The sequence below is a fragment of the Algibacter lectus genome (assembly GCF_004368925.1).
GTDB classification, from domain to species: Bacteria; Bacteroidota; Bacteroidia; order Flavobacteriales; family Flavobacteriaceae; genus Algibacter; species Algibacter lectus.
On the sequence record NZ_SORL01000007.1, the window covers coordinates 1,780,608 to 1,806,861 of the forward strand.

The following is a 26,254-nucleotide window of genomic DNA, read 5'->3' on the forward strand; positions in this document are numbered from 1 at the left end:
ATATCAAGGCCAATTTAATTGATCTGGTGCTTTTATATATACTCCCATTTTGTTATTAAAACGGTTATAAGCAAAAGCAGTTACCAACTGTGTTGCCTCTGCAATATAATCTTCGGAAATTTTATCTAAAACCGTAGTTCTTTGCTTGTAAAAGGCGTTTAACACCTCTAAGTTGTTAATGTTATTTACAAAAAACTTCATTTTATTTAAGATGTCATTTTCCTTATTTTGATAAGCCGAAACACTCCCATAACTACTAACTACTTTATCCATTATAGAATTGGGATAAGTAATTCCAAAAACAGGAATACCAAAAGACAAAGCTTCTATTAGTTTACCTTTTAACAATTCGCCATGAAAAATAGAATCTACAACAAACATACAGTCCGATTTCTTTACAAGTTCAAGTACTTCTGCTCTCTCTAATTTAAATTTTAAAATAACATTGGGTATTGATGTTTTTAACCAAGTAATAGATTCTTCATCAAACTGAGAAAGCACAAATGTAAAATTTACTTTTTGCGAGACTTCAAGCTTATTAAAGTTAATTAGACTCGTCTTAAACTCTTCAGTAAAAGCACTTTTATAAAAAGTACCTGTGTATAAAAAATTGACTTCCTCTTTCTCTACATTTCTTTTGTAAAGTTTTTCAACTTTTTGCATTGCATGTGGTATTACAAAACAACGTTGCCTATCTAGATTGTAATTATTAGCCATTCTATCTGCTAATTTAGATGAAGGAAACGTCCAAGCCTGCGCAATATCTTTTGTCTTAAAAAAAGTAGTTTGATCTCTATCTAAATTGTTCTGATTAAAGACACCTACATTTATTGGATCGTTTACATTAACTATAAATGGGAATGTTTTTTTTTTATAAACATGTAGTATTGGAACTATTGAAAGGGTTGGCAGTATTCTTGACCAAACAACATCTTCCTGAGTGATAACATCATTTAATATCTTAGCTTGTTTTTTTACCCAAACGGTCTCTACAAGAGTATAATTAGATCTAAACACCATTTTATATAAAGTATTTAAAACCTTATAAGCTAAACTTCCTAAACCTTTGTTTTGTTTTGATGTTTTATAGAGTAGTGCATTTGTTTTATGTTTTTTTATTAGCTTAATTACTCCTGCTTTAAAACTATAATTATTGAATGCAGTAATCACATACAACACACTTCCCTTTTTAGATAAAATATCCAACCAATTTTTATTAACGATAGCTTCGCTAGATTTTTGATCTGGATGAACAGAATAAGCCGACACAATAATTCTATTAACCATCTATTCTGCTTTTACACTGTTATAATTACTAATCATTTGCTTTGGCAATTTTTTCCATGAGTAGAATAATTTCGAAAAACGCTTATTTAGAACCAACTTATAAAACAGTTTGTTTTTTATAAAGTAACTAATACTATTCATTTTTTGTCTATCTGAAAATCCAGAAATAACAACATCTTTATCACTATTATTTATAGTTGCTTCAGACATCCATTCTTCCAAAACATTACCCATATGGAAAGCATAGTTCTCCTGCGTTGTCACTCTCCAATAATCAAATTCTAAAGCTGCAGAATCTAAATAACCTTCAGTGTTCCCTCCTAGTTTATAACCCAAATACGATTTTACAGTCTCAAATTGCTGCTTTTTATAGGTTGCCACAAAATGACCTGAACCTAATAGTACATTTACTTCTTTATTTTCGATACCTAAACCGTACTTTAAAAAATCTTTATTATAAGTCTCATCCCAACCGATACTTTTATAAAATAGGGCTAATGCTTTTGGTGACTTTATAGGAAGAAATTTAAAGTTTTTATTAAATAGGTTATCGTAAATAACATTGCCGCAATGCGATTTAAACATATTAAATTGAGGCACAATACCAACAACGCCAACTTTTGGAAAGGTTTTAAAAACCTTAGCTGTTTCTAATTGCCATCCACTAGCAAAAAGCACATCTGCATCTGTAATGGTTACTAACTCTATAGTATTACCAACCAATCCTTTTAAAATGGCATTTAACTTACCAATGTTTGTGGTATGTATTAACTCTTGAATGCTTCCTTTTTTGTATAAATACTCTAAGTAATCTACAACTGCGTCACAACTTCCATTATTTACAATCGAAAAGAATGTTCTGTTGTGAGCTGTTTTAAATAAAGACTCTAAAGATAATTTTAAAATAGATAAACTGTCTTTAAAATAACCGTCTTGATTTGGTATATAAACAGGCATTATAACCTGATGTGTAAATTCAGATTTTTCTAATACTTGGTCTTTATGTGGATTGTAACCTATTCTCATTTTTAATAATTGGAAGCTAAAAATAAATTACCTAAATCTGCATTAATTATAGATTTTCCTAAAAGTTTATAGTCTTGTAATTCTAAATATTTAACAATCTCAGAAGTCAGATCACTTTTAAGGCTGATATCACTTTCTATAACAATAATTTTTGGCCTATATTTTTTCCAATCGTTGGTTTTTAAAATTTCCAAATCGTATCCTTCTGCATCCACATCAAAAAAGTCTAACCTATCGTTTTCTGTAAGGTGTTTTGCCAATATGTCTTTTAATGAATATACAGGAATATTTATTTTTTTAAGAATCTTATCCTCTAAGTTGTGTTTTTTTATAAACTCTAAACTTACTGTATTCATTGAACTTTCCTCAAGAAAATAATAATCCAAATTGGTATTTGATTCTCCAATAGCTGCATTTATAAAATGGTCTTTAGGCCTAAATGTTTTATACAATGGCTTTAAATCTGGATTAGGATCTATACAAAGTCCTTTCCATCCTCTTAAACTAAAATAATAAGTATTAGATGCTTTTACAGGATGCCAACATCCAATATCTACATAAGTACCAGGTTTGGTTTTGTTTATTAGCTTCATTAATTGGATATCATCTCCAGATTTTGAAAAACTAATATTGTACCGTCTTCTAATTATTGTTTTTAGCGCATTTATTATCATAACATCTAACTTAGATTCAAAATATTATTAATAGTATCTTTAAAATATGCATCACTAAAATAGTCTCCAAACACCTTAGCGTTTTCTTTAGTTTGTATAGTATCTGTAATTAAAGCTTCTAATTTTAGCCTAACAGCATCCAAATCATCTCCACACGCAATAAACTTTTTATTTTTAATCAAATTACTTAATTCACTGCGTTGCGGAGACACACAAAATATAGGTTTATTCAAAGATGCCAAAAAAGGAGCTTTACCTACCAAAATATTACAATAAAAAGGGCCATTTTCCAAAATAACATTAATATCTGCGATATGTTTTTGTTCGTAAGAAGAGTTAGAAAAATTTAGTGTTCCTAGAACTGCAATATTGTTGTTTCCCGCATACTTCTCCCTTAGCCTTTGCACGTCTCCCCCTCCTAAACGCAGAACAAATTCTGTATTATCTTTAATTTGCACATTAGTTCTCACTAATGTATCATAAGCATCCAAAAGCACATCAATCTTTCTTCCAAACTGAATAGACCCATGATAAGCAAGTGTTACTAGTTTTTGCTTTTTACGCACATGCTCTATGTCTGTTAAATCGAACACGGTTTCCGAAAATTGATGCGGTAACGTATAAAATCGTTTTCTAGAACCATACAAAAACTCTAAGTCTTCAGACATCATTTTTGCTGTACTAATACAAACTTTAGCTTGTTGCACTACTTTGAACATATTATGAAAACGATTTAACTCATCTCCAGTCAACTCATTTAAAGAACCCTGATACCAAAAAAATGGATAAGGATCATGAAAATTTATTATTGCTTTCTTTAAAATAGGCAAATCTTTTGCTGCCAAAAGGGTTTCATGCTTTAAACCTGAACTTCTTATAAAAACATGATCGTACTTTTCATGATTGAGAGCATTCATATGCTTACCATAAGACTTATGAATAAATTTATCATACCAAGAAATATTAAATAATCGCCTTGTAACTCTATTAATCCATTTGACAGTAAACGTAGGTTTTAAATTAATTTTATGTGATTGTATTGAGTTTACGGGTAGCAACTCTAGTTGGTCATCATTATTATGGTTTTTAAGATACAAAACATCAATAACAGCATCTGGATACGCCATTCTTAACTTTGCAAGAAAAGACCGTGAAACTACACCTTCGCTTGTACCAGAAACCCTAAGATCTTGTGCTATTACTAGAAAATTCATATTTACAATTTCATTTTTGTTATATAATCTATAATTTAATAACGTTATACTAACTTACTATTAATAAATTACCGGTCTTTAAATTTTAATATTGGTTTTTCTACAATAATCCATGAAAAATAGCTAACTAGAATTATAAAAATAGTTTGAATAAAAAACTCTAAATATGAAAAGTCATAGTGTGTCCCAGGAGTAATTATATTTAGCTTTCGCAAACCCCAAGCCCAATATTTTGGTACTATATTGTGATACAAATATATTCCATAACTAATAGTGCCTATAAAATTAAGAGTTTTATTGCCTAAAATATGTTTTACTAAAAAACTATTAGAATGATATAAACAATATGAAATTATTGACACTGCTATAATTGCAGCTGCTAATCGAGTCGAAAAATATGGAATATTTACAACAAGTTGATGTATTAAAACCATAATTAGCACCGGAAACAAAACAACTTTTATAATTTTAATAAATGTATTTTTATAAATAGGTTTATTAATTTCTATATAAGCAAGTAAAGCTCCTACTGAAAAAGCATTAACACAAGACAATAATAACACCCCAGATTTTCCAGATATTAAAAACGGATAAATTGTACCAATTATAATTAAAACTAACAAAAACATCAAAATTCGTCTTTTAAACATAAATAATAATATTGGCCAAAAGATATAAAATTGCTCTTCTACAGCTAATGACCAAAAATGTGCTAAGGATCCGAACCATTTGTTCTCAAAATAATTTAAGTAATTAGAACCGTAAAATAAGTACCATAATACATTCTCTTTTAATTGATTACCAATAATACCATTAGTTAAATACATAAAAAGTAATAACAAATAGTAAATAGGAAAAATACGCAAGCTTCTGTTATAAAAGAATTGCTTGAAAATCTTTTGTTTTGAAATCTCTCCATTATTATGCGCTATAATTTTATTAAATAGAGAACGTGATATTAAAAAGCCGCTCAATACAAAAAAGATATCTACTCCATAATTTCCTAAGGAAAGTTTATGCACAATATGATCTTGCGGAAAACGATGAGAAACAATTACAAAAAGAACAGCAATAGCTCGAATACCATTTAAACCTGATATATATTTCATAAAAGGTTATCTAATGTGTTTTTTATAGATTCTATAAAAAAACAATCGAAATGGTAAGTGTAAATAAATAGCTGTCCATTTTATTTTTTTTAGATAAGAATAGTCTAATGTATTAAAAATTCTATTAAACAGATTATACTCCTTATAGTCCAAAGAAACTTGAACAAAATAGCGTAATATTTCAGTATTTAATAATTGTTTTTTATGCAAATCTGCAATTACTAAATGTATTGCATCTGCATACGATTTAAGACTTGCTTCATTCTTATTATTAAAATCACCAGTAATTGATTCTTCATGCTTTCTACCGTAATACAAGGCTTTATTTATAGATATTCCTTTATTAACCGATGTAATAATTCGGGAATACACTTCCCATTCTTCAGCGTATCTCAAATGTTCTGTATAGCGATGCTTTTTGTAGCATTCCTTTGTCCACATAACTGCACAAGAATTAAATTGAAGCTCGTTTCTAAGAATTTGATTAATATCTCTTTTGTCTATATAAAAATGTGTGTATTCTTTAGATAAATCGAAATTATATTCAAAATCACCTCTAAAAACGTGCCTTAAATAACGACAAAATGAGATATCGTCCTTAGCAAATTCTTCTAAACAAATTTCTAAATTTTGAGGATGTGCAATATCGTCATCATCAAAAAATATAATATAGTCCCCTTTAGCTAAATCTAATCCATAATTTCTAGAACCAGGTAAACCTTTTGTATAATTATCTGTTCTTTTTAAATAAGAAAACCTATTATCCTCTATTAAAATTGGGGCTAAAACCTCAGCCGTATTATCTGTTCCGCCATCATCAATTATTAGGCATTCCCAATTCTTAAATGTTTGTGCTTGTATAGACTTAATAGACTCAACAATATATTGAGCTCTATTGTATGTTGCCATTATAATAGTTATAGTTGGTTTCATTATTTTTTAAAAAAAGAATATTTAATTAGTGTTTTTATTGTCTTTGTATCCAATACACTATAAAAATTTAAAATTATAAATGCAGCTCTTGAAATGTTTTGTTTCTCTTTATAATTTAAAACAAAAACATAAGTTATTTTATTCATAAGCAGCTTCTTTAAAGCAATTTTGTTACTGTAGTTCTTTAACTTACTAAGCGTCGTTAGAAACTCAAAAAACATGTTCTTATTTCTTTTAATCCAATCGAACTGTATTTTTTTGTGTATTAAAATATTAGTTTGAAATCTAGCAATAACCTCATGATTGTTTAGCATTATAGATTTAGCAAAACTAGAATACATTAATTCTACATTTTTTATAAAAAGTATATTTTTATCGCTATTAGAAGAAATACTATGTGTTAAACTATCTCTATGAAGCCTATAATTATATAAATTCTCTTTTAACTGAAAAAACTTGCTATGCAAAGAAGCTCTCAGCCAAAAATCGTAATCTTCAACTAAAAAGAGTGATTCATTATAACCATCGTTTTTATTAAAAACTTCCATTTTATACAAAAAACAGGAACCAATAAAATTGCCAAACAATATATTTTCAAAACTTAAAAAAGACACTTCTTTTAGCTCCTTACCATTAGCATCTATTTTTGATATATCACTATACACCAAATCTACTTTATTAATTTTTAAAGTTTTCAATAAGCGCTCAATAGCATTTAAATTATAGATGTTATCGTCACTAGTCCAAGTTACATACTCACCTTTTCCCGCTTTGTGGCCCACATTTAAACTTGCTGGTAGTTTTAGATTTTTATTATTGTTAATAATAACTATTCTATTATCTTTTTTCTGCAGTTTAGTAGCAATTTCTAAGCTTCTGTCGGTTGAACAATCATTTACAATAACTAGCTCAATATTAGTATGTGTCTGGTTTAAGCAACTATCTATTGCTTCTTCAAGAAATTTTTCACCATTATAAACTGGCATAATTATAGAAACTAAATCTTTTATCATAGTTCCGTTTCTATTATGTTACTTTTAACTCTTTTAACAACTTCTAACCACTCTAATCCATAGTTTTTATCAGGCTCTAGATAGTTACCCTCTGCCCATTCGTTCCAAGATTTTATAACAATAAACTTTGGATTATCAACATTGTTTTTAGCCTCGTTTACTGTTACTTCCAAATGTTTTTGCCAAGCCTTGGGTGTCGCGTTTTTAAAGATTAAAGATTTTTTTCCGCTTCTTGGCGAGTTATCCCAATTAGGAAACACGCATGGTATATACTTATTATGTGGTGATTTGATATTAAATTCTGCAACACCTTTTGCATAATCGAAAATTAAAGGCTTTTTTCGTACTCCTATTTTGTAAGATGCCCCAAACTTTGTTTTTAATTTATTTTCAACCTTATTTAATAAACTTCCTGACTTAAAAAAAGAAGGCTTTTGGTAACGCATTTTAAAAAACACATCTAATCCTACTTGACCGTAAACACAAGCATTATCTAATACATTAAAAGATTGAGAAACAACCGTTGCTATAAAATAAACGCCATTAAAACCTGCTTGCTCAGCTAAACTATTAAATGTATCTGTAAATGCTTTAAAATCTGGAATATCCTCAATACGATAAATATGAAACATAGGTTTATTATCTACCAAAATGTATCGTTTATCTTTAAAAAACGGTAATAAATAATTAAAATACGCTTGATACCCTTTTACACCTCTATATTGCTGCTCTATTAATACTTCAGGGTTATCTAAACCGTGCCAAATGCCTTTCCAAGTTTCGTTTGCCCAGCAGAAACAGAATGGAATATCAATATTTTTATTAGCAAGCATAGCTTCTGCGGGCTTTTCTAATAGCATCTTATCGGTATCAAACCAATATTGATAATATATAAAACCATCAACACCGTACTCTCGTGCTAATTTAGCTTGCTCTTCTTGTATATTAGGTTGTTTTAATAAATCGTAATACCCTAACTCACCCGGAATTATAGGTTGTTTGTGATCTTTAAATAAAGGCTTTGCTTTTTTTACGTTTGTCCATTCCGTAAAACCTTTTCCCCACCAAGCATCATTTTCAGGAATAGGATGAAATTGTGGCAAATAATAAGCTAGAAATTGAATGTCGTTTTTCTTCATTTATTTAATTTCTATTCTTTTTATATTTTCCAAAAACAGAGAAACCCAAGAATTTACTAAAAAAAACATCTATCACATATTTTTCGCTAGACATTTGTGTTTTATGGGTTTCTTTCAACATTTTTATTTCTCTATCTAAATCTTGGAAAGTACCATAGTGCTTTACAAAAAAATCTGCATGCTTTACATTAAGATGATTTAATAAATAGTCTGCTTTATTTCTATCGATGCTTGTAAGCATGGAGTTTTCTTTTATTCTATAGTAAAAACAAGTATTTTGCAACTTAACTACTTCACCTCCGTTTTTAAGCATTGCTATCCATAATTCCCAATCTTCCCAACCGTAAAGCATATTAACATCGTAACCTCCAATACGTTCCCAATCAGACTTTCTAAATAAAGCAGAACAAAAAATCATATTATTTCTACTCAAATTTCTAAGTGAAAAATCTTTTAAATTCCATTTTCCAGATACTGCTCCAAACTTTTCTGCATTAGCATAAACCACTTTAACGGTTTCATCTGTTTTAAAAGTATTTAAAGCTAACGCAAGATAATTGTCTGCTATTTTATCATCTGCATCTAATGGCAAAACATACATGCCTTTAGCGTTATTTATTCCTTTATTTCTAGCTGCGCTTAAACCAGCATTTTCTTGATATGTGTATGAAAATCTAGAATCTTTATCACACCATGTTTTAGCTACTTCTTTTGTTTGGTCTTTACTACCATCATCAACTATAATACATTCCCAATCTTTGGCTGTTTGATTATAGACACTAGTAAGTGCCTCGTCTAGAAACTGCGATTGATTATAACATGGAACTATTACTGAAACTTTAATATTCATGCCTTATTAATTATAGATTTAAAAAAGCGTTTAAACATTTTTTTTAGTGGCTTGATTTTAAAAAATTTAAGATAATAAACAAATAAAAAAAACCATTCTGAAACAGATAATTTCTTTATATTAGTTTTACCTATTTCATACCTTCTTAAAATAACTAATAGCTCATCTCTACTGAATAAATTATGTTTTTTTGTAATAATATACTTATAAAAACTAAGTTGAGATTTTTGTTTTAATTCTAAATTATCTGTTTTTCCAGATATATTCAAATCAGAAATCCTAACAAAAACTATACTATCATTGATTGAATAAATAGGCTTGTTATTAGAAAAATCTAACCAAGCACAATCATCACTATTCCATGCTAACGGAAAATTTTTAAATCCAAATTCATTATAAATATCTCTTTTAAAAATATGCTCCGACAAAGAACTTCTTGTTAAGGAGTTTACTTTTCTATAGTAGGACGTCTTGGCATCTTCCCATATTGGATGCAAGTAAGCACTTGAAATTGTATTTGTTGTAGTATTCAATAATTTTGATGAATATCTCAATAAATTTGATGATTGTGAAAAAACGTTATAATTATCATAAAAAGAAGCTACTACAGATTCATCCAAATAATCATCATCACCAAGTATCATTAACCATTCTTCGCTTTCACTCAAAGCAATGCATCTTTCCCATTGCTGCACTAATGAAATACTACCTAAATTACTACGAAATCTTTGATATTTATAATCTAGAATAGTTTTATATTTATCTAATAATTGCTTTGGATCTTCAGGACTAGCATCATCCCCAATATAAACTTTAAAGTTCTTATTTGTCTGATTAGATAACGACTGCAAAGTATCATTAAAATAAGTAATTTTAAAATAAGGTATAATTATAGCCAGTTTCATAAAATTATTTTAACCTTAATTTAAAATCGTTAAAAGACATTAAGTTTAAACTTTCTTTTCTATTTGAACTAAAAACTTTATACTCAAAATAAGCATTCTTTATTTTTGTAGGCTCACCAATATTTTTACTTCGGGAGATTATACCAACTCCCCAATCTGTATCTATACAACAACTAAATAAGTTTGGGTTTTGTCTGTATTTGAAAAATGCTTTCCATGTTGTACCGTTCCAAAAATCTTTTGAAGGAGAGAGTCTGTATTCATAAGTCTCACTAGCATGAAACTCTGTTGGTGGATTGCAATCGTGTAAAACGATAAATCCATCATCATTTAAAAATTTTAGAGCATTTTCTATGTCGCGCTCCACCTGTTCTGCCAAATGCAAACCATCAATAAAAATAACGTCAAATTTAGTATTGTTATCTAACAATTTATTAGACTCTAGACCATTAAAAAAAACATCACTTGTTACTTTAAAATCTACTGGATTATCTGAGTTTTCTACACCAGGATCTACACTATACTTTGTATTTGCTTCTATTTTATTAAAATTATCTTCAAGGTATCTCACTCCAATTTCTAGATAAACCGTAGGCCTTTTAAAAGTACTTAAAATATGATTAATAATATCATATCTATAAATTGATTTATTTAACTCTAAGGTATTAATTTCTGCACCTCTTCGATAAAACTCATCTTTAGAATAAGTTAATCCCAATCGATAGAGCTCTAAATGATCCTTATCCTTAAAACAAACAAGTTCATTTTTCAATTTAGTTTGTATTTTTTTAAACTGTTTAATCATAATTCTAAATAAATATAAAATAGTAATCCTTAAAATTATATGTTTCGAACACCCTCTATATTAGAGTCAAAAAAAACATCTCCCCAATCAGAGTTCCATTTAATAATGTAATCGTTATTTTTTGTTTCACTCAAGACTTCAAAACCAATAGCTTCGTATGCATGGTCCAAATCCTCTAAATCAGAAGTGTAAATACTCCCTTTAGATATTGATATATTTAAATAATAATCTCCAACTGCTAAATTATGATTTGTAATACTAAAACCAATTTTCATATTATCACTTTTATCAATATCAAATGGTTTTGTAAAAAAGGAACCTAAAGCAACATCCTTTTTATTACAAATTGTACCACTTAAGGACACTAAACCTTCTATTTTTTTATTCGTTTTTAAAAAAACATCGAATTTTAATTGAGATCGTATATTTACTTCCCTAGCTGTTGATACTATTTTAATTAATTCGACTTCTCCCGACGTTTTCCAACGTCTATTTGACTCGTTTAATACAGATTCAAAACGCGCTATTTTTTTTGTTTTAGAAAGATAAAAACTAACCCCGTCTTTAGTATTTCCCTCAAAAACAATATTACCATGTTCTAAAACGATAGCTCTTGTACATAAAGCTTGAACTGCCATTAAATTATGACTAACAAACAAAACCGTCCGACCTTCTCCTCTTGAGATATCCTGCATTTTACCAATAGCTTTTTTCTGAAACTCTGCATCTCCAACCGCCAAGACCTCATCAATCACCAAAATTTCTGGTTCTAAAAAGGCTGCTACTGCAAATGCTAAACGCACGGTCATCCCAGAACTATAACGTTTTACAGGTGTATCTATATACCGTTGACAACCCGAAAAATCAATGATCTCATCTATTTTAGCCGTAATTTCCTTTTTGGTCATTCCTAAAATAGCACCATTAAGGAAAATATTTTCTCGTCCAGTCATCTCGCCATGAAACCCTGTACCAACTTCAAGTAACGACGCTATACGTCCTCTTGTTTTTATTTCTCCCGTAGTTGGACCTGTTACTTTAGATAGTATTTTTAAAAGCGTTGACTTTCCTGCTCCATTTTTACCTATAATACCTAAAACTTCACCACGTTTAACTTCAAAATTAATATCCTTAAGCGCCCATACATATTCACTAGAACCTTTAGTGCTACGATCATTACTTTCGCCTACTTTTAAATACGGATCTTCTTTACCTCTAATACGATTCCACCAACGGTTTAAATCATGACTTATAGTACCTGTTCCAACTAGCCCTAAACGGTATTGCTTAGAGATGTTTTGGGCCTTTAAAATTACATCTTGACTATCTACCATGTTCTACTCTTAAAAAAATCAACAATCTTTCTTGAAGCATCACCTTCTCCATATGGATTTATGCTTTTATTAGCTTTAGACTTAGACAAAAGCTCATTTGTTTTCTCAACTATTAAAACCTCATTGGTCCCTACTAAAAAAGAACAACCTGCTGTAACACCTTCTTGACGTTCTGTAACGGTTCTAGTCACTAAAACTGGTACTCCAAAAGTTGGCGCTTCTTCTTGCACGCCTCCCGAATCTGAAATAATAAGGTGAGATTTCTTCATAATCCAAATAAACGTTGGATAATCTAAAGGCGCTATTAAATGCACATTTGGTAAATTAGAAAGCCGTTTATAAACCACTTCTTGAACGTTTGGATTGAGATGCACAGGAAAAATAAGTTCCACATCATTTTCTTTTGCTATTCTGACTAAAGCATTACAAATAGACTCAAAACCTTCACCAAAATTTTCTCTTCTATGTCCTGTAACAAGGATTATTTTTTTATTAAAATTTACTTTTTCTTTTAAATCTTGAATAACAGTATTATTAAAACCTTGATCTAAAATAGCACTTGTGGTTTTCAAGGCATCTATAACAGTATTTCCAGTAACTAAAATATTATTTGATGCTACTCCTTCCTTTTTAAGATTCAAGCTTGCAGTTTCTCCTGGAGCAAAATGAAAATCTGCCAACCTACCTGTTAGTTGTCTATTCATTTCTTCTGGAAATGGAGATTGCTTATTATAAGTTCTTAATCCTGCTTCTACATGTGCAACTTTAATTTTTCGATTAAATGCTGCTAAAGCAATAACACTAGAGGTTGTAGTGTCGCCATGTACTAAAACAAGATCTATTTTGTTTTCTGTAAATATTATATCAATACCTTCTAGAATTCTTGAACTTAATTTATTTAGCGTTTGATTAGGCGTCATTAAATCTAAATCAAAATCTGGTTTCATTTTAAAAAAATCTAATACCTGATCTAAAAGACCTCTATGTTGCGCAGTTACACAAAGCTTAGTATTATAATCTGACTTCAAAAACTGAAAATATACTGGAGCCATTTTTATAGCTTCAGGTCTAGTTCCTATACAAATTAAAACATTTTTATTCTCGTTCATATTTTTAAAATGGTTAGTCTAAACCGTATCTATAAAAGTCTTTTCTGTTTTATTAAAAATAATCAGGCCTATCAAGAAAATTACCACACTGATAACACCTGCATATATAAAATTAGCCCAAGAAAATTGTCCAATTCCTAAAGTCATATACCTAAATAATTCTATAATTGTGGTCATTGGATTATACTCTACAAGCCAAGCATATTCGGGAACACGCGCTTTAAAATAAGACAATGGATACATTACTGCTGATCCGTACATTAATAATTGCACTCCAAAACTTACTAAAAACGTTAAATCGCGATATTTTGTAGTTAATGATGATAGCAACATTCCAAATCCCAATCCAAATAACCCCATAAAAAGGACTAAGCAAGGTAATAACACCATTGCTAATTGTGGTCTGGCTAATACGACCTGATCCGTAAAAAAGACATAGTAGACGTAAAATAGTACAAATACCAGTAATTGAATTCCGAATTTTAATAGGTTTGAAAACACAACTGATAAAGGCGTAATAACTCTAGGGAAATATACTTTACCAAAAATGCCTTGATTAGCTTTAAACGTATTACTTGTGCCGGTTAAACAAGTACTAAAGTAGTTCCAAGAAGTAATACCTGCTAGATTAAACAAAAATGGAGGCACGCCATTACCTGTAGGAATTGCTGCTAAATTATTAAAGATTAGCGTAAATATTACAGAGGTAAATAAGGGTTGGATAAAAAACCATAAAGGACCTAATATGGTTTGCTTGTAAACCGTAATAATATCACGCTTTACAAATAGAAATAACAAGTCGCGATAGCGCCAAATTTCTTTAAAATTAAGATCTATCAGCTTCCTTTTAGGAGAAATGGTATAAAGCCAATCATTATTTTTTACAGTCGAGTTCAAATTAATATATTAAAAGTTTAAATTATAATTTTAAACACACTCACTTAATAATAAAGTAAATATCAATCTATTTTTTAATAACAGAAAGTAGCTTATTAAAAAAAGACTTTTTCTCGGCTACATCGTGATATCCGTTAGCATAATCCCCATAACCGTAACCGTATCCATAACCATATTTTCCTTTTAAATTATAAAAGTTATAAATGAAACTAATATTTTTAACGACACCATTTTTATACTTTTCATTTATCAAGGTAAGCATCTCTTTTTGAGTATAATCTTGACGGACTACATAAAGTGACGCGTCGGCATATTCTAAAAGCTCCAAAGCATCAGCTACTAAACCAACAGGAGGTGTATCTAAAATTATATAATCATATTTTTCTTTTAACTCAGCTATGAGCGCATCCATTATTTCACTAATCAAAAGCTCCGAAGGGTTTGGAGGTATTGGACCTGAGGTAATAATATCCAAGTTTTCAACTTTTGTTTGTTGCACAATATCTTCTAGTGAATTTTGTCCTATCAAATAATTCACAACACCAATGTCATTCTTCAATTCAAAATCACCAAAAATCCTAGGCTTTCTTAAATCTAACCCTACCAATACAGTTCGTTTTCCGCTTAAAGCGAAAACAGACGCTATGTTAATAGCTGTAAAAGTCTTTCCTTCTCCACTTATAGAAGATGTAATTAAAACAGTTTTACTCCCTTCCAAATCATGCTTTTTATACATAAATTGCAAACTCGACCGTATAGCCCTAAAGGCCTCAGCCATTGCAGATTGTGACTTATTGAAAACAGCCAAATTATTAGCTGTATCATTTTGACCAATAACACCTAATAATGGTATACTGCTTAAATCCTCCAAATCCCCTGGAGCATGAAGTTTATTATCAAAAAAGGTAACAACAAATGCAACTAAAAACAGAGGAATTAGCACTCCGAAAAAAGCAAAAACATATCTTATATTAAGATTAACAGCGTTTCTTCCTTGTCCAGTATCTTTTGCTGGTTCTATTAGAACAATATCAGAAACATTAGAAGCTTTTATTAAATCGGCCTCACCTCGTTTTGCCAAATACAAATCGTATGTACTCTGACTTAACAAATATTCCCGTTCTATAGCTCTTAGTCTTTGTTGACTTTCTGGAATGGTAGAAAATTCATTTTCTGAATTATAAATCTTAGAATTGACAGACTTTAATTGAGATTGAATATTAAATTTTTCTGAAGCAATATTCTCAAGAACAACCTGCTTTAATGCTCCTATTTGCCTATTTAAATCATCAAAAACAGACACATTATCCCTTACTGAATAGGCTAGTTTAGATTTTTCGGCAGATAACAAAATAATTTTAGAAACATTCGCTCCTATATTAGCTTCTGAAACTCCTGTGGTCGACGGGACTTGCAAAGCACTATAGTCATTATTAGTAACTAAATAATTTTTCAATAAATCCAAAGCCAATAGCTGCTCCGTCAACACGTCTTTTTGGCTCTTATATTCTTCAATTTTAGATGTCAGTAAGGCACTTTCACTTTCAATATCAAATATTTTATTAACCCTCATAAAATCATTAAGTGAATCGGCTTTTTTTGTCAACTCCCCTTTCACTCTAGATAATTGCTTATCAATAAATTCAATGGTATTTATTGCATACTGATTTTTACGTTGTAATTGATCGCGATCTAAAATAAAAACAGATGTATTAATGTAATCAACTATTTTAGATTTGTTCTTATTAGTTAACCTTATAGTCAAAAGAGGTGAGTTCATTTCATTTCTAACAGCATAAGATTGAATAAAACTAGAAACCGTGCTATCAAAATTATTAAACTGAATAAAATATTCCGATTGAGGCACTAACGCCATTTCATTCCTTTTTAATAAGCGACCTTTCAAAAAAGGTAAATCTATATAATCTCCAAAATTATATTCTTCGGAAAAGACACTCTCCTTTAAGTTTATATATTGAACCTTTTTATTTCGATAATTTTGAGCTGCCACAACATTCAATTCACCAAAATCATATGAAACTTGAAACCTATTTTCTGATAGTAGCGTAATTTTTAAGGGGTGACCAATAATCTGATAACTATCACCTTTACCTTCAAACATAAAAGGCGTTTCTTTATAAATATCCGTTTTATAAAAACGTCCTTGTTGTAAATATGTTAGATAAAGCTTTAGACTATCTACAACTTTCTCATGGTGTTTTCTTGATGTTAAATTTAATAACACCTCTTGCACTTTCCCAGATATACCTCCGTAGTTAAATACTAAACTTGTATTGGCAGTAAATAAAGGGTTTTTATCATCTTGGACAGTTACAGAAGCACCGAGAGTATAAGGAAACTCCCGTCTAATATTTTGATGGTAAACGACATAAAAAGCAATACAAAGACCAAGTAGCAACCATTTCCAATAGCTTATAGCCCTAAAAACAAACTCTTTAAAATTAAAGTTCTGTCCGTTTTGAAAATCAAATCCATCATCCATAGCTTACAAATTCTTTACTAAAAAATAAGTACTAATAACAACTGAAAACAAACTAGCAATTGTAGTAAGTGTTTGCGTAGCCGTTTCACCAGCCCCTAAAGATTTACGCTTTAATGGTTTCACCATAATAATATCATTAGGTTGTATATAATAAAACTCAGATTTCATTGCTGCTATATCTGTCAAATCTATATGATGTATTTTTTGACCACCAGGGTATTGCCTCACAATTAAAACATCTGTTCTATCTCCTGTTTGCTGAATGTCTCCAGCATTTGCAATAGCTTCAATAATATTAACGCGATCTTGGTAAATTACTTGCACACCTTTACTAACAACCTCTCCAACCGTTGTGTATTTCAAACCAGCAAGTTTTACAGTAACAAATATTTGAGCCGTTTCTTTAAAATACTGCTGTAATAACTCATGTTTTACCTTATCTTCAATTTCTTCTACTGTAAAACCGAGTACATTTATTTCTCCTAAAATAGGGAATTCTATATTTCCATGTAAATCTACCGTAAATCCAGTAAAATAAAGTGCTTGTTGTGTATTTCCAATATCATTAGTTGTTGGGTTAAAAATCTCAACCAATTCTTTATCTAAAGCCTTTACGTCGATACTCAAAATATCATTAATCTGCACCCTATAAGGCTTAGCCAATGCTTGTATTTGCAAAGAATCACTAATTACGGTTCCTTTATCTTGTAAATAGACAACGTCTTTATTTGTGATACAAGAAGTACTTACTAACGTAATTGCGAAAAGAGTAAAAAAAGCAAATTGTTTTAACATATAGGCTAATAGATTAACCACAAATATAACTTTTCACCGTGAAGAATAAAACTTATACCCTTTTTTTTGGTTTTTTAGACGTTCTTTGTAAAAAAACAAATAGACTTGAATTATTTAACAGTAGAAAACATATCGAAATCTTACGGAGAACTTACACTTTTTGAAAACGTTTCTTTCAGTGTCCACAAAGATCAAAAAATAGCTTTCGTGGCTAAAAATGGTACGGGTAAAACCTCTATTTTAAATATTCTTTCAGGAGATGACGAACCAGGTTCTGGTAGCGTAACTTTCCGAAAAGGTATTGCCGTTTCTTTTTTATCACAAGACCCTAAGTTTGATAAAAACTTAACAATTGAAGAAACTATTTTCGCTAGTGAAAACCCAATTTTAAAAGTGATTTCGAATTATGAAAAAGCACTTTTAAACCCAGACGATACAGACGCTTATCAAGTCGCTTTTGATGCTATGGAACGCCATGAAGCATGGGATTTTGAAACCCTATACAAGCAAATACTTTTTAAACTTAAATTAGAAGATTTATCTCAAAAAGTAAGCGTGCTTTCTGGTGGACAAATAAAACGTTTAGCACTAGCAAATGCATTAATTAATAAACCGGATTTACTAATTTTAGATGAACCAACAAATCATTTAGATTTAGAAATGATTGAGTGGTTAGAATCCTTTTTTGCTAAAGAAAATATTACACTTTTTATGGTAACGCACGACAGGTATTTCCTTGAACGTGTTTGTAATGAAATTGTAGAACTAGACGAAGGTCAGATTTTTAATTACAAAGGAAACTACTCATATTACCTAGAAAAAAGAGAAGCACGTATAGAAAATGATGCCATAGAAACCAACAAAGCTAAACAACTTTTCAAAAAAGAGCTTACTTGGATGCGTCGTCAACCAAAAGCACGTACTACAAAATCAAAATCTAGAATTAATGATTTTGCAGATATAAAACACCGTGCACACCAACGCCGTAACGATCACGAAGTTCAATTAGAACTAAACATGGAACGTTTGGGTAGTAAAATTTTAGAATTTCATAAAGTATCAAAAAGCTTTAAAGACAAAACAATTCTAGACAACTTTAACTACATGTTTCAAAAAGGAGAACGTGTCGGTATTATCGGAAAAAACGGAACAGGAAAAACAACATTTCTAAATATATTAACCCAAACAGCGCAGCCCGACTCTGGTAAAGTTACCAAAGGTGAAACTGTAAAATTTGGTTATTATACTCAAAGCGGAATTACCATAAAACCAGAACAAAAAGTTATAGACGTTATTCGTGAGTTTGGAGATTACATTCCGTTAAAAAAAGGAAAACAAATTTCTGCACAACAACTTTTAGAACGCTTTTTATTCAGTAGAAAAAAACAATACGATTTTGTTGAAAAACTAAGTGGTGGCGAGCGTAAACGCTTGTACTTATGCACCATTTTAATTCAAAACCCAAACTTTTTAATACTAGATGAGCCTACCAACGATTTAGACATTGTAACACTAAACGTACTAGAAAGTTTCCTTTTAGATTTTCCCGGTTGCGTAATTGTAGTAACTCACGATAGGTACTTTATGGACAAAGTAATCGATCACTTATTTGTTTTTAAAGGCGAAGGTGAAATTGAAGATTTCCCAGGGAATTACACCGATTACCGGATTTACGAGGACAGTCAAGATGTTATTTCCGCAGCTGATTCCGAGGATAAAAAAGAAAAAAATGCTTGGAAGAAAACGGATGCAAAAAAACTCTCTTACAACGAAGAAAAGGAGTTAAATAACATTGAAAGCAAAATAAAGTCTTTAACGTTTGATAAAAAGGAATTAGAATCAAAATTTAACAATCCAGATTTAACACCTGACCAAATAAACACACTTTCCGGAAAACTTCAAGTTATTATTGATACCATAGAAGAAAAAGAAGAACGTTGGTTAGAACTTTCAGCAAAGCTGGACGATTAACAACCACATTCAACTATATATTCCCATAAGCTCAATAAACTTATGGGAATTAAATATTAGTGTTTTTTAAACGCTTTAACACCAGCCTCTACTCGGGTTTTTAAATAATTAACACGAGGTACAACCGGGCAAGAAAAACGCTCATTATAAGCGCAATATGGATTATAGGCGCTATTAAAATCTATAACTACGGTATTAGAGTCTGGGATTTTCATGTCGAGATAACGACCGCCACCATAACTTTCCAAACCATTAGTTTCATCCAAAAAAGGAAGAAAAAGATAATCTTCAAAACCTTCTTTAATCATTAATTCCTGTCCTTGATAAACATTTAAACTAAACGTTTCTCCTTTCAATTCAAAAGTCAAAACGCCATAAACACGCTCTTTAGAAACACGGTCTGTTGTAGTTTTCATATTAAACCATTCGGCATTTTCAACACGTTTAAATTGAGCTGTAACAACATAAGTAGAATCAAATTTAAAAAACTCTAAACTTTCAAACACCTTTCTGTCTTTGTCTTTTAGTGGTGATGTAGAAGCATCTTTATACTCTGCATTTATTGTTTTTTGGAATTCCGTTTCCCCTAAAATGGGACGTTTATTTTGCCCGCAACTTAAAACAGACATTAAAACTACAGCCATTAACATTAAATTCTTCATTGTTTTTATGGATTAAAAGATGGGTTTATATTGGTATTATAAGATTGTATTAAACTGTTAGAAAATTCGCCAAAAGCATCTTCATCTGCTAGAGATTTAATTTTTTCCGGGTCAAAATTCCCTTGTAAATAATAAGCTATTGTTTCGTTTTCTGTACTATTAAAGATAATAGCATCGGTTACCACTACGCCTAATTCTTTTACTGAAATTATACGCGTATTAACCACATCATTCTTTCTAAAAACATCAGTATAACCACTATTAGTTACGGCATTAATTTCAGCAATTAAACTCTCGCGTTTAAACTTACTAAGCGCATCAAACTTTATAAATTTAAAGTCTGATATATTACCGATAGCATGTTTTACTTCGGGTGAAATTTGACTTAAAACTGCTTTCATAAAATTAGGAACTTGAAAAGATGTGGTTCCCATATCGGCTTTATGATTGTTATAAAACCCTTGAAAACTACTACCACAAGATACCAGTAAAAAGCACAAACTTAAACCTATGTATATTTTCTTCATTTTTAAATTATTTCATTTCAAAAATACAACTTAAGAAAATTTTAAATACATTTGACCAATATAAATTATCAATAATGCAAAGTAACGTCACTATTTATAGAAAGTTATGGACCTCTCGCTATAAGAGAATAGGTTGGGCTTGCTCTATGTTGTGATGATATAAACATATATTATTTTCAGTATTTTAAAAGTCCGACTTCGCAGTCGGACTTTTTTATTTTCCAAAATTTCAAATTCCATCAAAATTATATTTTTCAAAAAGTTGCTCTAACTAAGCAATAAAAATCAATTAAAATGAAAACGCTATTTAACAACTACATCAACACATTTAAAGGCTTATCGCACGAAGTATGGTGGCTCGCTCTTATTACTTTAATAAATAGAGCTGGCACAATGGTTATACCGTTTTTATCACTTTATCTCACCGAAAATCTAGATTTCACTTTAAAAGATGTTGGATGGATTATGAGTGCCTTTGGTCTTGGCTCTGTGGTCGGTTCTTGGCTTGGTGGCCGATTAACCGATAAAATTGGCTACTACAAAGTAATGGTTAGAAGTTTAATTTCAACCGGCGTTTTATTTATTGCGCTTCAATTTCTAAACACCTTTGCAAGCTTTTGCTTTGGTATATTTTTAGTGATGCTCGTTGCCGATATGTTTCGTCCGGCCATGTTTGTCGCACTTAGCGCATACAGCAAACCTGAGAACAAAACGCGATCGGTAACCTTAATTAGACTTGCTATAAACCTTGGTTTTTCTGTAGGTCCAGCAGTTGGCGGTATTATAATTACAACTCTAAGTTATGGTGGTTTATTTTGGGTCGATGGTATAACTTGTATTTTAGCAACAGGTTTACTTATTAAAGTTTTACACCCTAAAAAAGCTAGAGTCTTAGATACAGTAAAAAATGAAAACCCAAGCTCTGCATATCATGATAAAGCATTTTTAATATTCTTAGTTTCTATGGTATTATTTGGCATTGTATTTTTACAGTATTTTTCTACTATGCCCTTATACTACAAAGATATCCATCGCTTAACAGAATTTGATATTGGAATTCTTTTGGGTATGAATGGTTTTGCTATTTTCCTATTGGAAATGCCATTAATAAAATGGTTAGAGAGTACCAATTTTACAAAATCGGGTCTCATGATTTTCGGCACCATATTGCTTGGTATAAGCATCTTGGTTTTAAACCTAACCTCATGGACTGGCGTATTAATAATTGGTATGTTATTTATGAGTTTAGGTGAAATGATCACGTTTCCTTTCTCGAATGCTTTTGCCCTAGATCGTGCAAAAAAAGGAAATCAAGGTGAATATATGGCACTCTATTCCATAGCATTTTCAATTGCCCATATTTTTGCACACAATGCAGGTATGCACATGGTTGACGATCTAGGTTTTAATAATACTTGGTACATTTTTACAATGTTAGCAGGCTTTTGCGTACTTTTATTATTCTCTTTAAGTCGATATTTAAATACACAGAAAAAGAAAAGACTAGCATGAACTTAAACCAAATAACGATACCTTCTACTAATGTTGAAAAAGCAGTAGAGTTTTACACTATTTTGGGATTGAAGCTTATTGTAGATTCCATTCCAAGATATGTACGTTTTGAATGTCCAGATGGTGATGCGACGTTTTCAATACATCGAGTAGAAAAATTACCTAAAGGAAACGGTATCACTGTTTATTTTGAAGATGAAAATCTAGATGATTGGGTTGAACAACTTATGACGAAAGGCATTATTTTCACTGAATTACCAAACGATAAACCTTGGCTTTGGCGTGAAGCACATTTGAAAGATCCTGATGACAATAATATTATTTTATTCTATGCTGGAGAAAACAGAAAAAATCCGGCTTGGCGTATACCTTCCGAAGTGTAAATTGCAACATTTAAATCGGCTTAATTCCCTTTTGTTTAACAACACGAGACAGTACAATTTGTGTTTTAGTTTCACCATAACTTATCAATTGATCAATGAAAACTTCTAAATGTTTATGGTTTTTTAATACCACTTCCATTACAATGTTTTCGTCGCCCGTAATACGGTAGCAATTCACTACTTCATCATACGTTTTCACCTTATCTAAAAAAGGCTTTAATTTCCCCATAAAAGCACGGAGTGTAATAATGGCTTTTAGCTGATATCCTAATTCAAAAGGAGACACTATGGCTTTATATTCTTCAATAATCCCTAAGTCTTCCATTTTTTTAATACGTTCGGAAACTGCTGGCGAAGTAATCCCAACTTGCCTACCTATTTCCGCATTAGACATACGTGCATTTTGCTGTAAACACTTTAAAATCTTTACATTAAGCGCATCTAACTTCATTTAAAAGAATTTTAACTATAATAAATTAATATTTAAAGCAAATATACATTTTAACTTTAAAATCTAAAGACAAATGTAATTTCTTGTTGCTAAATTTGATAAAATTGCTGAAGAGAAAAAATAATGAATTCTAATACCCCATCAAATCTATCGGAATTACCGGTTTATAAAAAAGCCATCGAGATTTTATCTTTATCTCAACGTATTTCTATGTATTTAAGTCACGATTTATCGGGTTTAAAAGCCGATGGAACGGAAGATGCCGATATTTATTTTTCAGGAGATATTGTTCAGCAATCTGTATCACTTGTTCCCGAAATTGTAAATGTAGAATTAGAGCGTTATTCTGAAAGAAAGTATAAACATATTGCATCTTTAAGACGATTAACAAATATGCTTTATAAAAACTCGTACCGCTTAGAAAAATCTAATAGTAACGGGAAAGACTTTTTACCTATTCTACGTAGTGAGTTAAAGAAATTTAAGAAACTTCAACGCAGTTGGTTGCTTACTTTGTAATTATTTGCTTTTTATATTTTTAGTTCACACAGACATCATTATATTTACGCCCGATTTAAAACCTCAAATGCGCACGTGGCGGAATTGGTAGACGCGCTGGCTTGAGGGGCCAGTATCCGTTTTAGGATGTGGAAGTTCGAATCTTCTCGTGCGCACTATATTACTCTCTACCTAAATAGTTAACTCACTACATGAGTTGGTTTTCCTTCTAAAAAAGCTCCTATATTATCTGCCGTGGTTTGCATTAATCTTGCTCTAGCCTCTTTTGATGCCCAAGCAATATGTGGCGTAATAATACAATTTTTAGCTTCTAACAAAGGGTTATCTGCTTTTATAGGCTCACTAGAAACAACATCTACAGCCGCTCCGGCTAGTTTATTGTTATTAAGAGCATTTTTTAAATCTTCTTCTACAATTAAACCACCTCGCGATGTATTTATCAAGAACGCGCTATCCTTCATTTTTGAAATAGAATCCGAATTTATCAATCCTTCTGTGCTTTCAGTTAATGGGCAATGCAAACTCACAAAATCTGATTGTTTAAGAAGTTCATTTAATTCAACATATTTTAAAGTTTCCGATTCTAATCGTAAATCCTGACTTCGGTTATAAGCCAAAATATTTAATCCAAAAGCTTGCGCCATTTTTGCTGTAGCCTGCCCTATTCTTCCAAAACCTATTATACCTAAGGTTTTACCTGAAAGTTCTATAAGTGGTGAATTCCAAAAACAAAAATCTTTAGACTTTGTCCAATCGCCATTTTTAACGGCTTTGCTATGGTCACCTACATGATGGCACAATTCTAAAATAAGCGCCATAGTAAACTGCCCCACGGCCTGTGTACCATAAACAGGAACATTAGACACCACGATACCTAAATCTTTAGCTGCTATAATATCAATAACATTATATCCTGTTGCCAAAACACTAATATATTTAAGGTTTGGAGCTTTCTCTAAAACCGCTTTTGGTAAAGGTGTTTTATTGGTGAGTACCATTTCAGCTTCACCTATATGTTTAATAATAGTATTGTGATCAAAAGCTGTTCTATCATGCACTTCTAAATCGCCAAAGGCCTCAACTGCTTTCCAACTTAAATCTCCTGGGTTTAATGTGTAACCGTCTAGAACTACTATTTTCATATCTTTTTGCTGTTATTTCTTTTCAAAAATCATTCAACTATAAAACTATAAGAAAATTACAATAACAGCAACTATTTCAAAATATATCACAAAAAAAAGAGTAACGCCTAAACGTTACTCTTTTTAATATATAATGTAGCAAAAGCTTAAGCCAATACTTCTTGTACTTTATCTGCAGCTTCTTGAAATTCTGTAGCACTCATTACTGCCAATCCAGAATTATCAATTAATTCTTTTGCAATATCAGCATTGGTACCTTGTAAACGTACAATAATTGGCACGTTAATAGTTCCCATGTTTTTATAAGCATCAATAACACCTTGAGCAACACGATCACAACGAACAATACCACCAAAAATGTTAATTAAAATAGCTTTTACTGCTGGATCTTTTAATATAATTTTAAATGCTGCTTCAACACGTGCCGCATCTGCAGTACCACCAACATCTAAAAAGTTAGCTGGCTCACCACCTGCTTGCTTAATTAAATCCATAGTTGCCATTGCTAAACCAGCACCATTTACCATACAACCAACGTTACCGTCTAAGTCTACATAGTTAAGGCCAAGCTCTCCAGCTTCTACTTCAATAGCACTTTCTTCACGTACATCACGTAAAGCTAAGTAATCTTTATGTCTGTAAAGTGCATTATCATCGATAGTCACTTTAGCATCAACTGCCATTATCAAGTTATCACTTGTTTTTAAAACAGGATTAATTTCAAATAATGAAGAATCAGATTTTACGTAAGCTGTATAAAGATTAGTGATAAACTTTGTCATTTCTTTAAACGCTAAACCAGATAACCCTAAGTTAAATGCTACGCGTCTTGCTTGAAATGGTAATAAACCTGTATTTGGATCTATTTCTTCAGTAAAAATTAAATGTGGAGTTTCTTCAGCAACCGTTTCAATATCCATTCCACCTTCAGTAGAATACATAATCATGTTACGACCTGTACCTCTATTTAATAAAACAGATACATAAAACTCACTTGTTTCAGTTTCACCTGGATAGTAAACATCTTCAGCAACTAAAACCTGGTGTACTCTTTTACCAGCAGCAGACGTTTGAGGTGTTACTAAGTCCATCCCAATAATTTGTCCTGCAATGTCTTCAACTTCTTGAAGGTTTTTGGCTAATTTTACTCCGCCACCTTTTCCACGACCACCTGCATGAACCTGTGCTTTAATCACGTGCCAGCCTGTTCCCGTTTCCTCAGTTAATTGTTTTGCGGCAGCAACTGCCTCCTGTGCATTTTGAGCAACCATACCACGTTGGATACGTACACCAAAACTGCTTAATATTTCTTTACCTTGATATTCGTGTAAATTCATAATCTGCTTGATAATTTTAAGTGCAACAAATGTAAATAATCGTTGGTAATTACACTAATTATTTTATGCGGAAATTATCATTTATCCATTTTTCAGTGTTAAATAATTAACAAAATGTTTAATTTGTATAATTTTTACTTTATTTATTTTTTATTGA

Annotated in this window: 25 protein-coding genes and 1 tRNA gene; 5 read left to right on the forward strand and 21 right to left on the reverse strand. The window is 30.8% G+C overall.

Annotation, left to right across the window (positions count from 1 at the left end; translation table 11 throughout):
- Positions 1 to 3: 3 nt before the first annotated feature.
- From DFQ06_RS08080 to DFQ06_RS08155, 16 genes are all read right to left on the reverse strand, one after another.
- Positions 4 to 1,287: a glycosyltransferase family protein gene (locus DFQ06_RS08080; RefSeq protein WP_133967052.1), complete on the reverse strand. Its 1,284-nt coding sequence runs from the start codon at positions 1,285 to 1,287 to the stop codon at positions 4 to 6.
- Positions 1,288 to 2,313 carry a glycosyltransferase family A protein gene (locus DFQ06_RS08085; protein WP_133967054.1) on the reverse strand — a complete coding sequence of 342 codons (1,026 nt, stop codon included), beginning with the start codon at positions 2,311 to 2,313 and terminating at the stop codon, positions 1,288 to 1,290.
- Positions 2,314 to 2,315: 2 nt separating this feature from the next.
- Complete coding sequence (locus tag DFQ06_RS08090; RefSeq protein WP_133967056.1) at positions 2,316 to 2,987, reverse strand: FkbM family methyltransferase; 672 nt, start codon at positions 2,985 to 2,987, stop codon at positions 2,316 to 2,318.
- A gap of 5 nt (positions 2,988 to 2,992) precedes the next feature.
- Entirely contained in the window at positions 2,993 to 4,201 is a 1,209-nt protein-coding gene (locus DFQ06_RS08095; protein WP_133967058.1) for a glycosyltransferase family protein, read from the reverse strand.
- A 68-nt stretch (positions 4,202 to 4,269) separates the two neighbouring features.
- Positions 4,270 to 5,310, reverse strand: a complete 1,041-nt coding sequence (locus DFQ06_RS08100; RefSeq protein WP_133967060.1) for an acyltransferase family protein — start codon at positions 5,308 to 5,310, stop codon at positions 4,270 to 4,272.
- Positions 5,311 to 5,316: 6 nt separating this feature from the next.
- A complete protein-coding gene (locus DFQ06_RS08105; protein WP_133967062.1) occupies positions 5,317 to 6,243 on the reverse strand; it encodes a glycosyltransferase family 2 protein in 927 nt (308 codons plus the stop codon).
- Entirely contained in the window at positions 6,243 to 7,256 is a 1,014-nt protein-coding gene (locus tag DFQ06_RS08110) for a glycosyltransferase family 2 protein (protein ID WP_133967064.1), read from the reverse strand. Before DFQ06_RS08110 ends, DFQ06_RS08105 begins: the two co-directional genes overlap by 1 nt.
- Positions 7,253 to 8,395: a glycosyltransferase WbsX family protein gene (locus DFQ06_RS08115; protein WP_133967066.1), complete on the reverse strand. Its 1,143-nt coding sequence runs from the start codon at positions 8,393 to 8,395 to the stop codon at positions 7,253 to 7,255. The genes DFQ06_RS08110 and DFQ06_RS08115 overlap by 4 nt, the downstream gene beginning before the upstream one ends.
- Positions 8,396 to 8,399: 4 nt before the next feature.
- On the reverse strand, positions 8,400 to 9,245 hold the full coding sequence (locus tag DFQ06_RS08120; protein WP_133967068.1) for a glycosyltransferase family 2 protein: 846 nt from the start codon (positions 9,243 to 9,245) through the stop codon (positions 8,400 to 8,402).
- Entirely contained in the window at positions 9,242 to 10,150 is a 909-nt protein-coding gene (locus DFQ06_RS08125; protein WP_133967070.1) for a glycosyltransferase family 2 protein, read from the reverse strand. Before DFQ06_RS08125 ends, DFQ06_RS08120 begins: the two co-directional genes overlap by 4 nt.
- 4 nt (positions 10,151 to 10,154) lie before the next feature.
- Positions 10,155 to 10,922 carry a class I SAM-dependent methyltransferase gene (locus tag DFQ06_RS08130; RefSeq protein ID WP_159140066.1) on the reverse strand — a complete coding sequence of 256 codons (768 nt, stop codon included), beginning with the start codon at positions 10,920 to 10,922 and terminating at the stop codon, positions 10,155 to 10,157.
- A gap of 68 nt (positions 10,923 to 10,990) precedes the next feature.
- Positions 10,991 to 12,289 carry an ABC transporter ATP-binding protein gene (locus DFQ06_RS08135; protein WP_133967074.1) on the reverse strand — a complete coding sequence of 433 codons (1,299 nt, stop codon included), beginning with the start codon at positions 12,287 to 12,289 and terminating at the stop codon, positions 10,991 to 10,993.
- The gene (gene wecB / locus DFQ06_RS08140; protein WP_133967076.1) at positions 12,283 to 13,398 is read right to left on the reverse strand and encodes a non-hydrolyzing UDP-N-acetylglucosamine 2-epimerase; all 1,116 of its coding nucleotides are present in this window, start codon (positions 13,396 to 13,398) and stop codon (positions 12,283 to 12,285) included. The genes DFQ06_RS08135 and wecB overlap by 7 nt, the downstream gene beginning before the upstream one ends.
- Positions 13,399 to 13,416: 18 nt before the next feature.
- Positions 13,417 to 14,295 (reverse strand): ABC transporter permease, encoded by an 879-nt coding sequence (locus DFQ06_RS08145; protein ID WP_133967078.1) that lies wholly within the window; start codon positions 14,293 to 14,295, stop codon positions 13,417 to 13,419.
- A 67-nt stretch (positions 14,296 to 14,362) separates the two neighbouring features.
- Positions 14,363 to 16,798, reverse strand: coding sequence for a polysaccharide biosynthesis tyrosine autokinase (locus DFQ06_RS08150; RefSeq protein WP_133967080.1), 2,436 nt, complete (start codon positions 16,796 to 16,798; stop codon positions 14,363 to 14,365).
- A gap of 3 nt (positions 16,799 to 16,801) precedes the next feature.
- A complete protein-coding gene (locus DFQ06_RS08155) occupies positions 16,802 to 17,593 on the reverse strand; it encodes a polysaccharide biosynthesis/export family protein (protein WP_133967082.1) in 792 nt (263 codons plus the stop codon).
- A 105-nt stretch (positions 17,594 to 17,698) separates the two neighbouring features.
- On the opposite strand from DFQ06_RS08155, the gene DFQ06_RS08160 reads away from it, so the two are divergent.
- Complete coding sequence (locus DFQ06_RS08160) at positions 17,699 to 19,564, forward strand: ABC-F family ATP-binding cassette domain-containing protein (protein WP_042500199.1); 1,866 nt, start codon at positions 17,699 to 17,701, stop codon at positions 19,562 to 19,564.
- Positions 19,565 to 19,620: 56 nt separating this feature from the next.
- Here DFQ06_RS08160 and DFQ06_RS08165 read toward each other — a convergent pair whose 3' ends face one another.
- Positions 19,621 to 20,226 carry a DUF1684 domain-containing protein gene (locus DFQ06_RS08165; RefSeq protein ID WP_133967084.1) on the reverse strand — a complete coding sequence of 202 codons (606 nt, stop codon included), beginning with the start codon at positions 20,224 to 20,226 and terminating at the stop codon, positions 19,621 to 19,623.
- Positions 20,227 to 20,231: 5 nt separating this feature from the next.
- Complete coding sequence (locus DFQ06_RS08170) at positions 20,232 to 20,753, reverse strand: DUF4252 domain-containing protein (protein ID WP_133967086.1); 522 nt, start codon at positions 20,751 to 20,753, stop codon at positions 20,232 to 20,234.
- Between the two features lie 294 nt (positions 20,754 to 21,047).
- Between DFQ06_RS08170 and DFQ06_RS08175 the strand changes: the two genes are divergently transcribed.
- Together DFQ06_RS08175 and DFQ06_RS08180 are read left to right on the forward strand one after the other, a co-directional pair.
- On the forward strand, positions 21,048 to 22,265 hold the full coding sequence (locus DFQ06_RS08175; protein ID WP_133967088.1) for an MDR family MFS transporter: 1,218 nt from the start codon (positions 21,048 to 21,050) through the stop codon (positions 22,263 to 22,265).
- Positions 22,262 to 22,648, forward strand: coding sequence for a VOC family protein (locus DFQ06_RS08180; protein WP_042503282.1), 387 nt, complete (start codon positions 22,262 to 22,264; stop codon positions 22,646 to 22,648). Before DFQ06_RS08175 ends, DFQ06_RS08180 begins: the two co-directional genes overlap by 4 nt.
- Positions 22,649 to 22,658: 10 nt before the next feature.
- On the opposite strand, the gene DFQ06_RS08185 is transcribed toward DFQ06_RS08180, so the two are convergent.
- Complete coding sequence (locus tag DFQ06_RS08185) at positions 22,659 to 23,099, reverse strand: Lrp/AsnC family transcriptional regulator (protein WP_042503285.1); 441 nt, start codon at positions 23,097 to 23,099, stop codon at positions 22,659 to 22,661.
- A gap of 123 nt (positions 23,100 to 23,222) precedes the next feature.
- Between DFQ06_RS08185 and DFQ06_RS08190 the strand changes: the two genes are divergently transcribed.
- Both DFQ06_RS08190 and DFQ06_RS08195 read left to right on the forward strand, forming a co-directional pair.
- Positions 23,223 to 23,618 (forward strand): hypothetical protein, encoded by a 396-nt coding sequence (locus DFQ06_RS08190; protein ID WP_042503288.1) that lies wholly within the window; start codon positions 23,223 to 23,225, stop codon positions 23,616 to 23,618.
- A 69-nt stretch (positions 23,619 to 23,687) separates the two neighbouring features.
- Positions 23,688 to 23,773, forward strand: a tRNA-Leu gene (locus DFQ06_RS08195).
- A 24-nt stretch (positions 23,774 to 23,797) separates the two neighbouring features.
- Here the strand turns inward: DFQ06_RS08195 and DFQ06_RS08200 are convergent.
- Together DFQ06_RS08200 and sucC are read right to left on the reverse strand one after the other, a co-directional pair.
- Positions 23,798 to 24,760: a D-2-hydroxyacid dehydrogenase gene (locus tag DFQ06_RS08200; protein ID WP_133967090.1), complete on the reverse strand. Its 963-nt coding sequence runs from the start codon at positions 24,758 to 24,760 to the stop codon at positions 23,798 to 23,800.
- Between the two features lie 146 nt (positions 24,761 to 24,906).
- Entirely contained in the window at positions 24,907 to 26,097 is a 1,191-nt protein-coding gene (gene sucC / locus DFQ06_RS08205) for an ADP-forming succinate--CoA ligase subunit beta (RefSeq protein WP_042500186.1), read from the reverse strand.
- Positions 26,098 to 26,254 lie beyond the last annotated feature (157 nt).

Coding starts and splice junctions, on each gene's coding strand:
- DFQ06_RS08190 (WP_042503288.1), top strand. CDS start 23,223: ATGAATTCTAATACCCCATCAAATCTATCGGAATTACCGGTTTATAAA.
- DFQ06_RS08095 (WP_133967058.1), bottom strand. CDS start 4,201: ATGAATTTTCTAGTAATAGCACAAGATCTTAGGGTTTCTGGTACAAGC.
- DFQ06_RS08155 (WP_133967082.1), bottom strand. CDS start 17,593: ATGTTAAAACAATTTGCTTTTTTTACTCTTTTCGCAATTACGTTAGTA.
- wecB (WP_133967076.1), bottom strand. CDS start 13,398: ATGAACGAGAATAAAAATGTTTTAATTTGTATAGGAACTAGACCTGAA.
- DFQ06_RS08200 (WP_133967090.1), bottom strand. CDS start 24,760: ATGAAAATAGTAGTTCTAGACGGTTACACATTAAACCCAGGAGATTTA.
- DFQ06_RS08090 (WP_133967056.1), bottom strand. CDS start 2,987: ATGATAATAAATGCGCTAAAAACAATAATTAGAAGACGGTACAATATT.
- sucC (WP_042500186.1), bottom strand. CDS start 26,097: ATGAATTTACACGAATATCAAGGTAAAGAAATATTAAGCAGTTTTGGT.
- DFQ06_RS08125 (WP_133967070.1), bottom strand. CDS start 10,150: ATGAAACTGGCTATAATTATACCTTATTTTAAAATTACTTATTTTAAT.
- DFQ06_RS08115 (WP_133967066.1), bottom strand. CDS start 8,395: ATGAAGAAAAACGACATTCAATTTCTAGCTTATTATTTGCCACAATTT.
- DFQ06_RS08080 (WP_133967052.1), bottom strand. CDS start 1,287: ATGGTTAATAGAATTATTGTGTCGGCTTATTCTGTTCATCCAGATCAA.
- DFQ06_RS08150 (WP_133967080.1), bottom strand. CDS start 16,798: ATGGATGATGGATTTGATTTTCAAAACGGACAGAACTTTAATTTTAAA.
- DFQ06_RS08105 (WP_133967062.1), bottom strand. CDS start 6,243: ATGAAACCAACTATAACTATTATAATGGCAACATACAATAGAGCTCAA.
- DFQ06_RS08110 (WP_133967064.1), bottom strand. CDS start 7,256: ATGATAAAAGATTTAGTTTCTATAATTATGCCAGTTTATAATGGTGAA.
- DFQ06_RS08100 (WP_133967060.1), bottom strand. CDS start 5,310: ATGAAATATATATCAGGTTTAAATGGTATTCGAGCTATTGCTGTTCTT.
- DFQ06_RS08165 (WP_133967084.1), bottom strand. CDS start 20,226: ATGAAGAATTTAATGTTAATGGCTGTAGTTTTAATGTCTGTTTTAAGT.
- DFQ06_RS08180 (WP_042503282.1), top strand. CDS start 22,262: ATGAACTTAAACCAAATAACGATACCTTCTACTAATGTTGAAAAAGCA.
- DFQ06_RS08185 (WP_042503285.1), bottom strand. CDS start 23,099: ATGAAGTTAGATGCGCTTAATGTAAAGATTTTAAAGTGTTTACAGCAA.
- DFQ06_RS08175 (WP_133967088.1), top strand. CDS start 21,048: ATGAAAACGCTATTTAACAACTACATCAACACATTTAAAGGCTTATCG.
- DFQ06_RS08170 (WP_133967086.1), bottom strand. CDS start 20,753: ATGAAGAAAATATACATAGGTTTAAGTTTGTGCTTTTTACTGGTATCT.
- DFQ06_RS08120 (WP_133967068.1), bottom strand. CDS start 9,245: ATGAATATTAAAGTTTCAGTAATAGTTCCATGTTATAATCAATCGCAG.
- DFQ06_RS08135 (WP_133967074.1), bottom strand. CDS start 12,289: ATGGTAGATAGTCAAGATGTAATTTTAAAGGCCCAAAACATCTCTAAG.
- DFQ06_RS08085 (WP_133967054.1), bottom strand. CDS start 2,313: ATGAGAATAGGTTACAATCCACATAAAGACCAAGTATTAGAAAAATCT.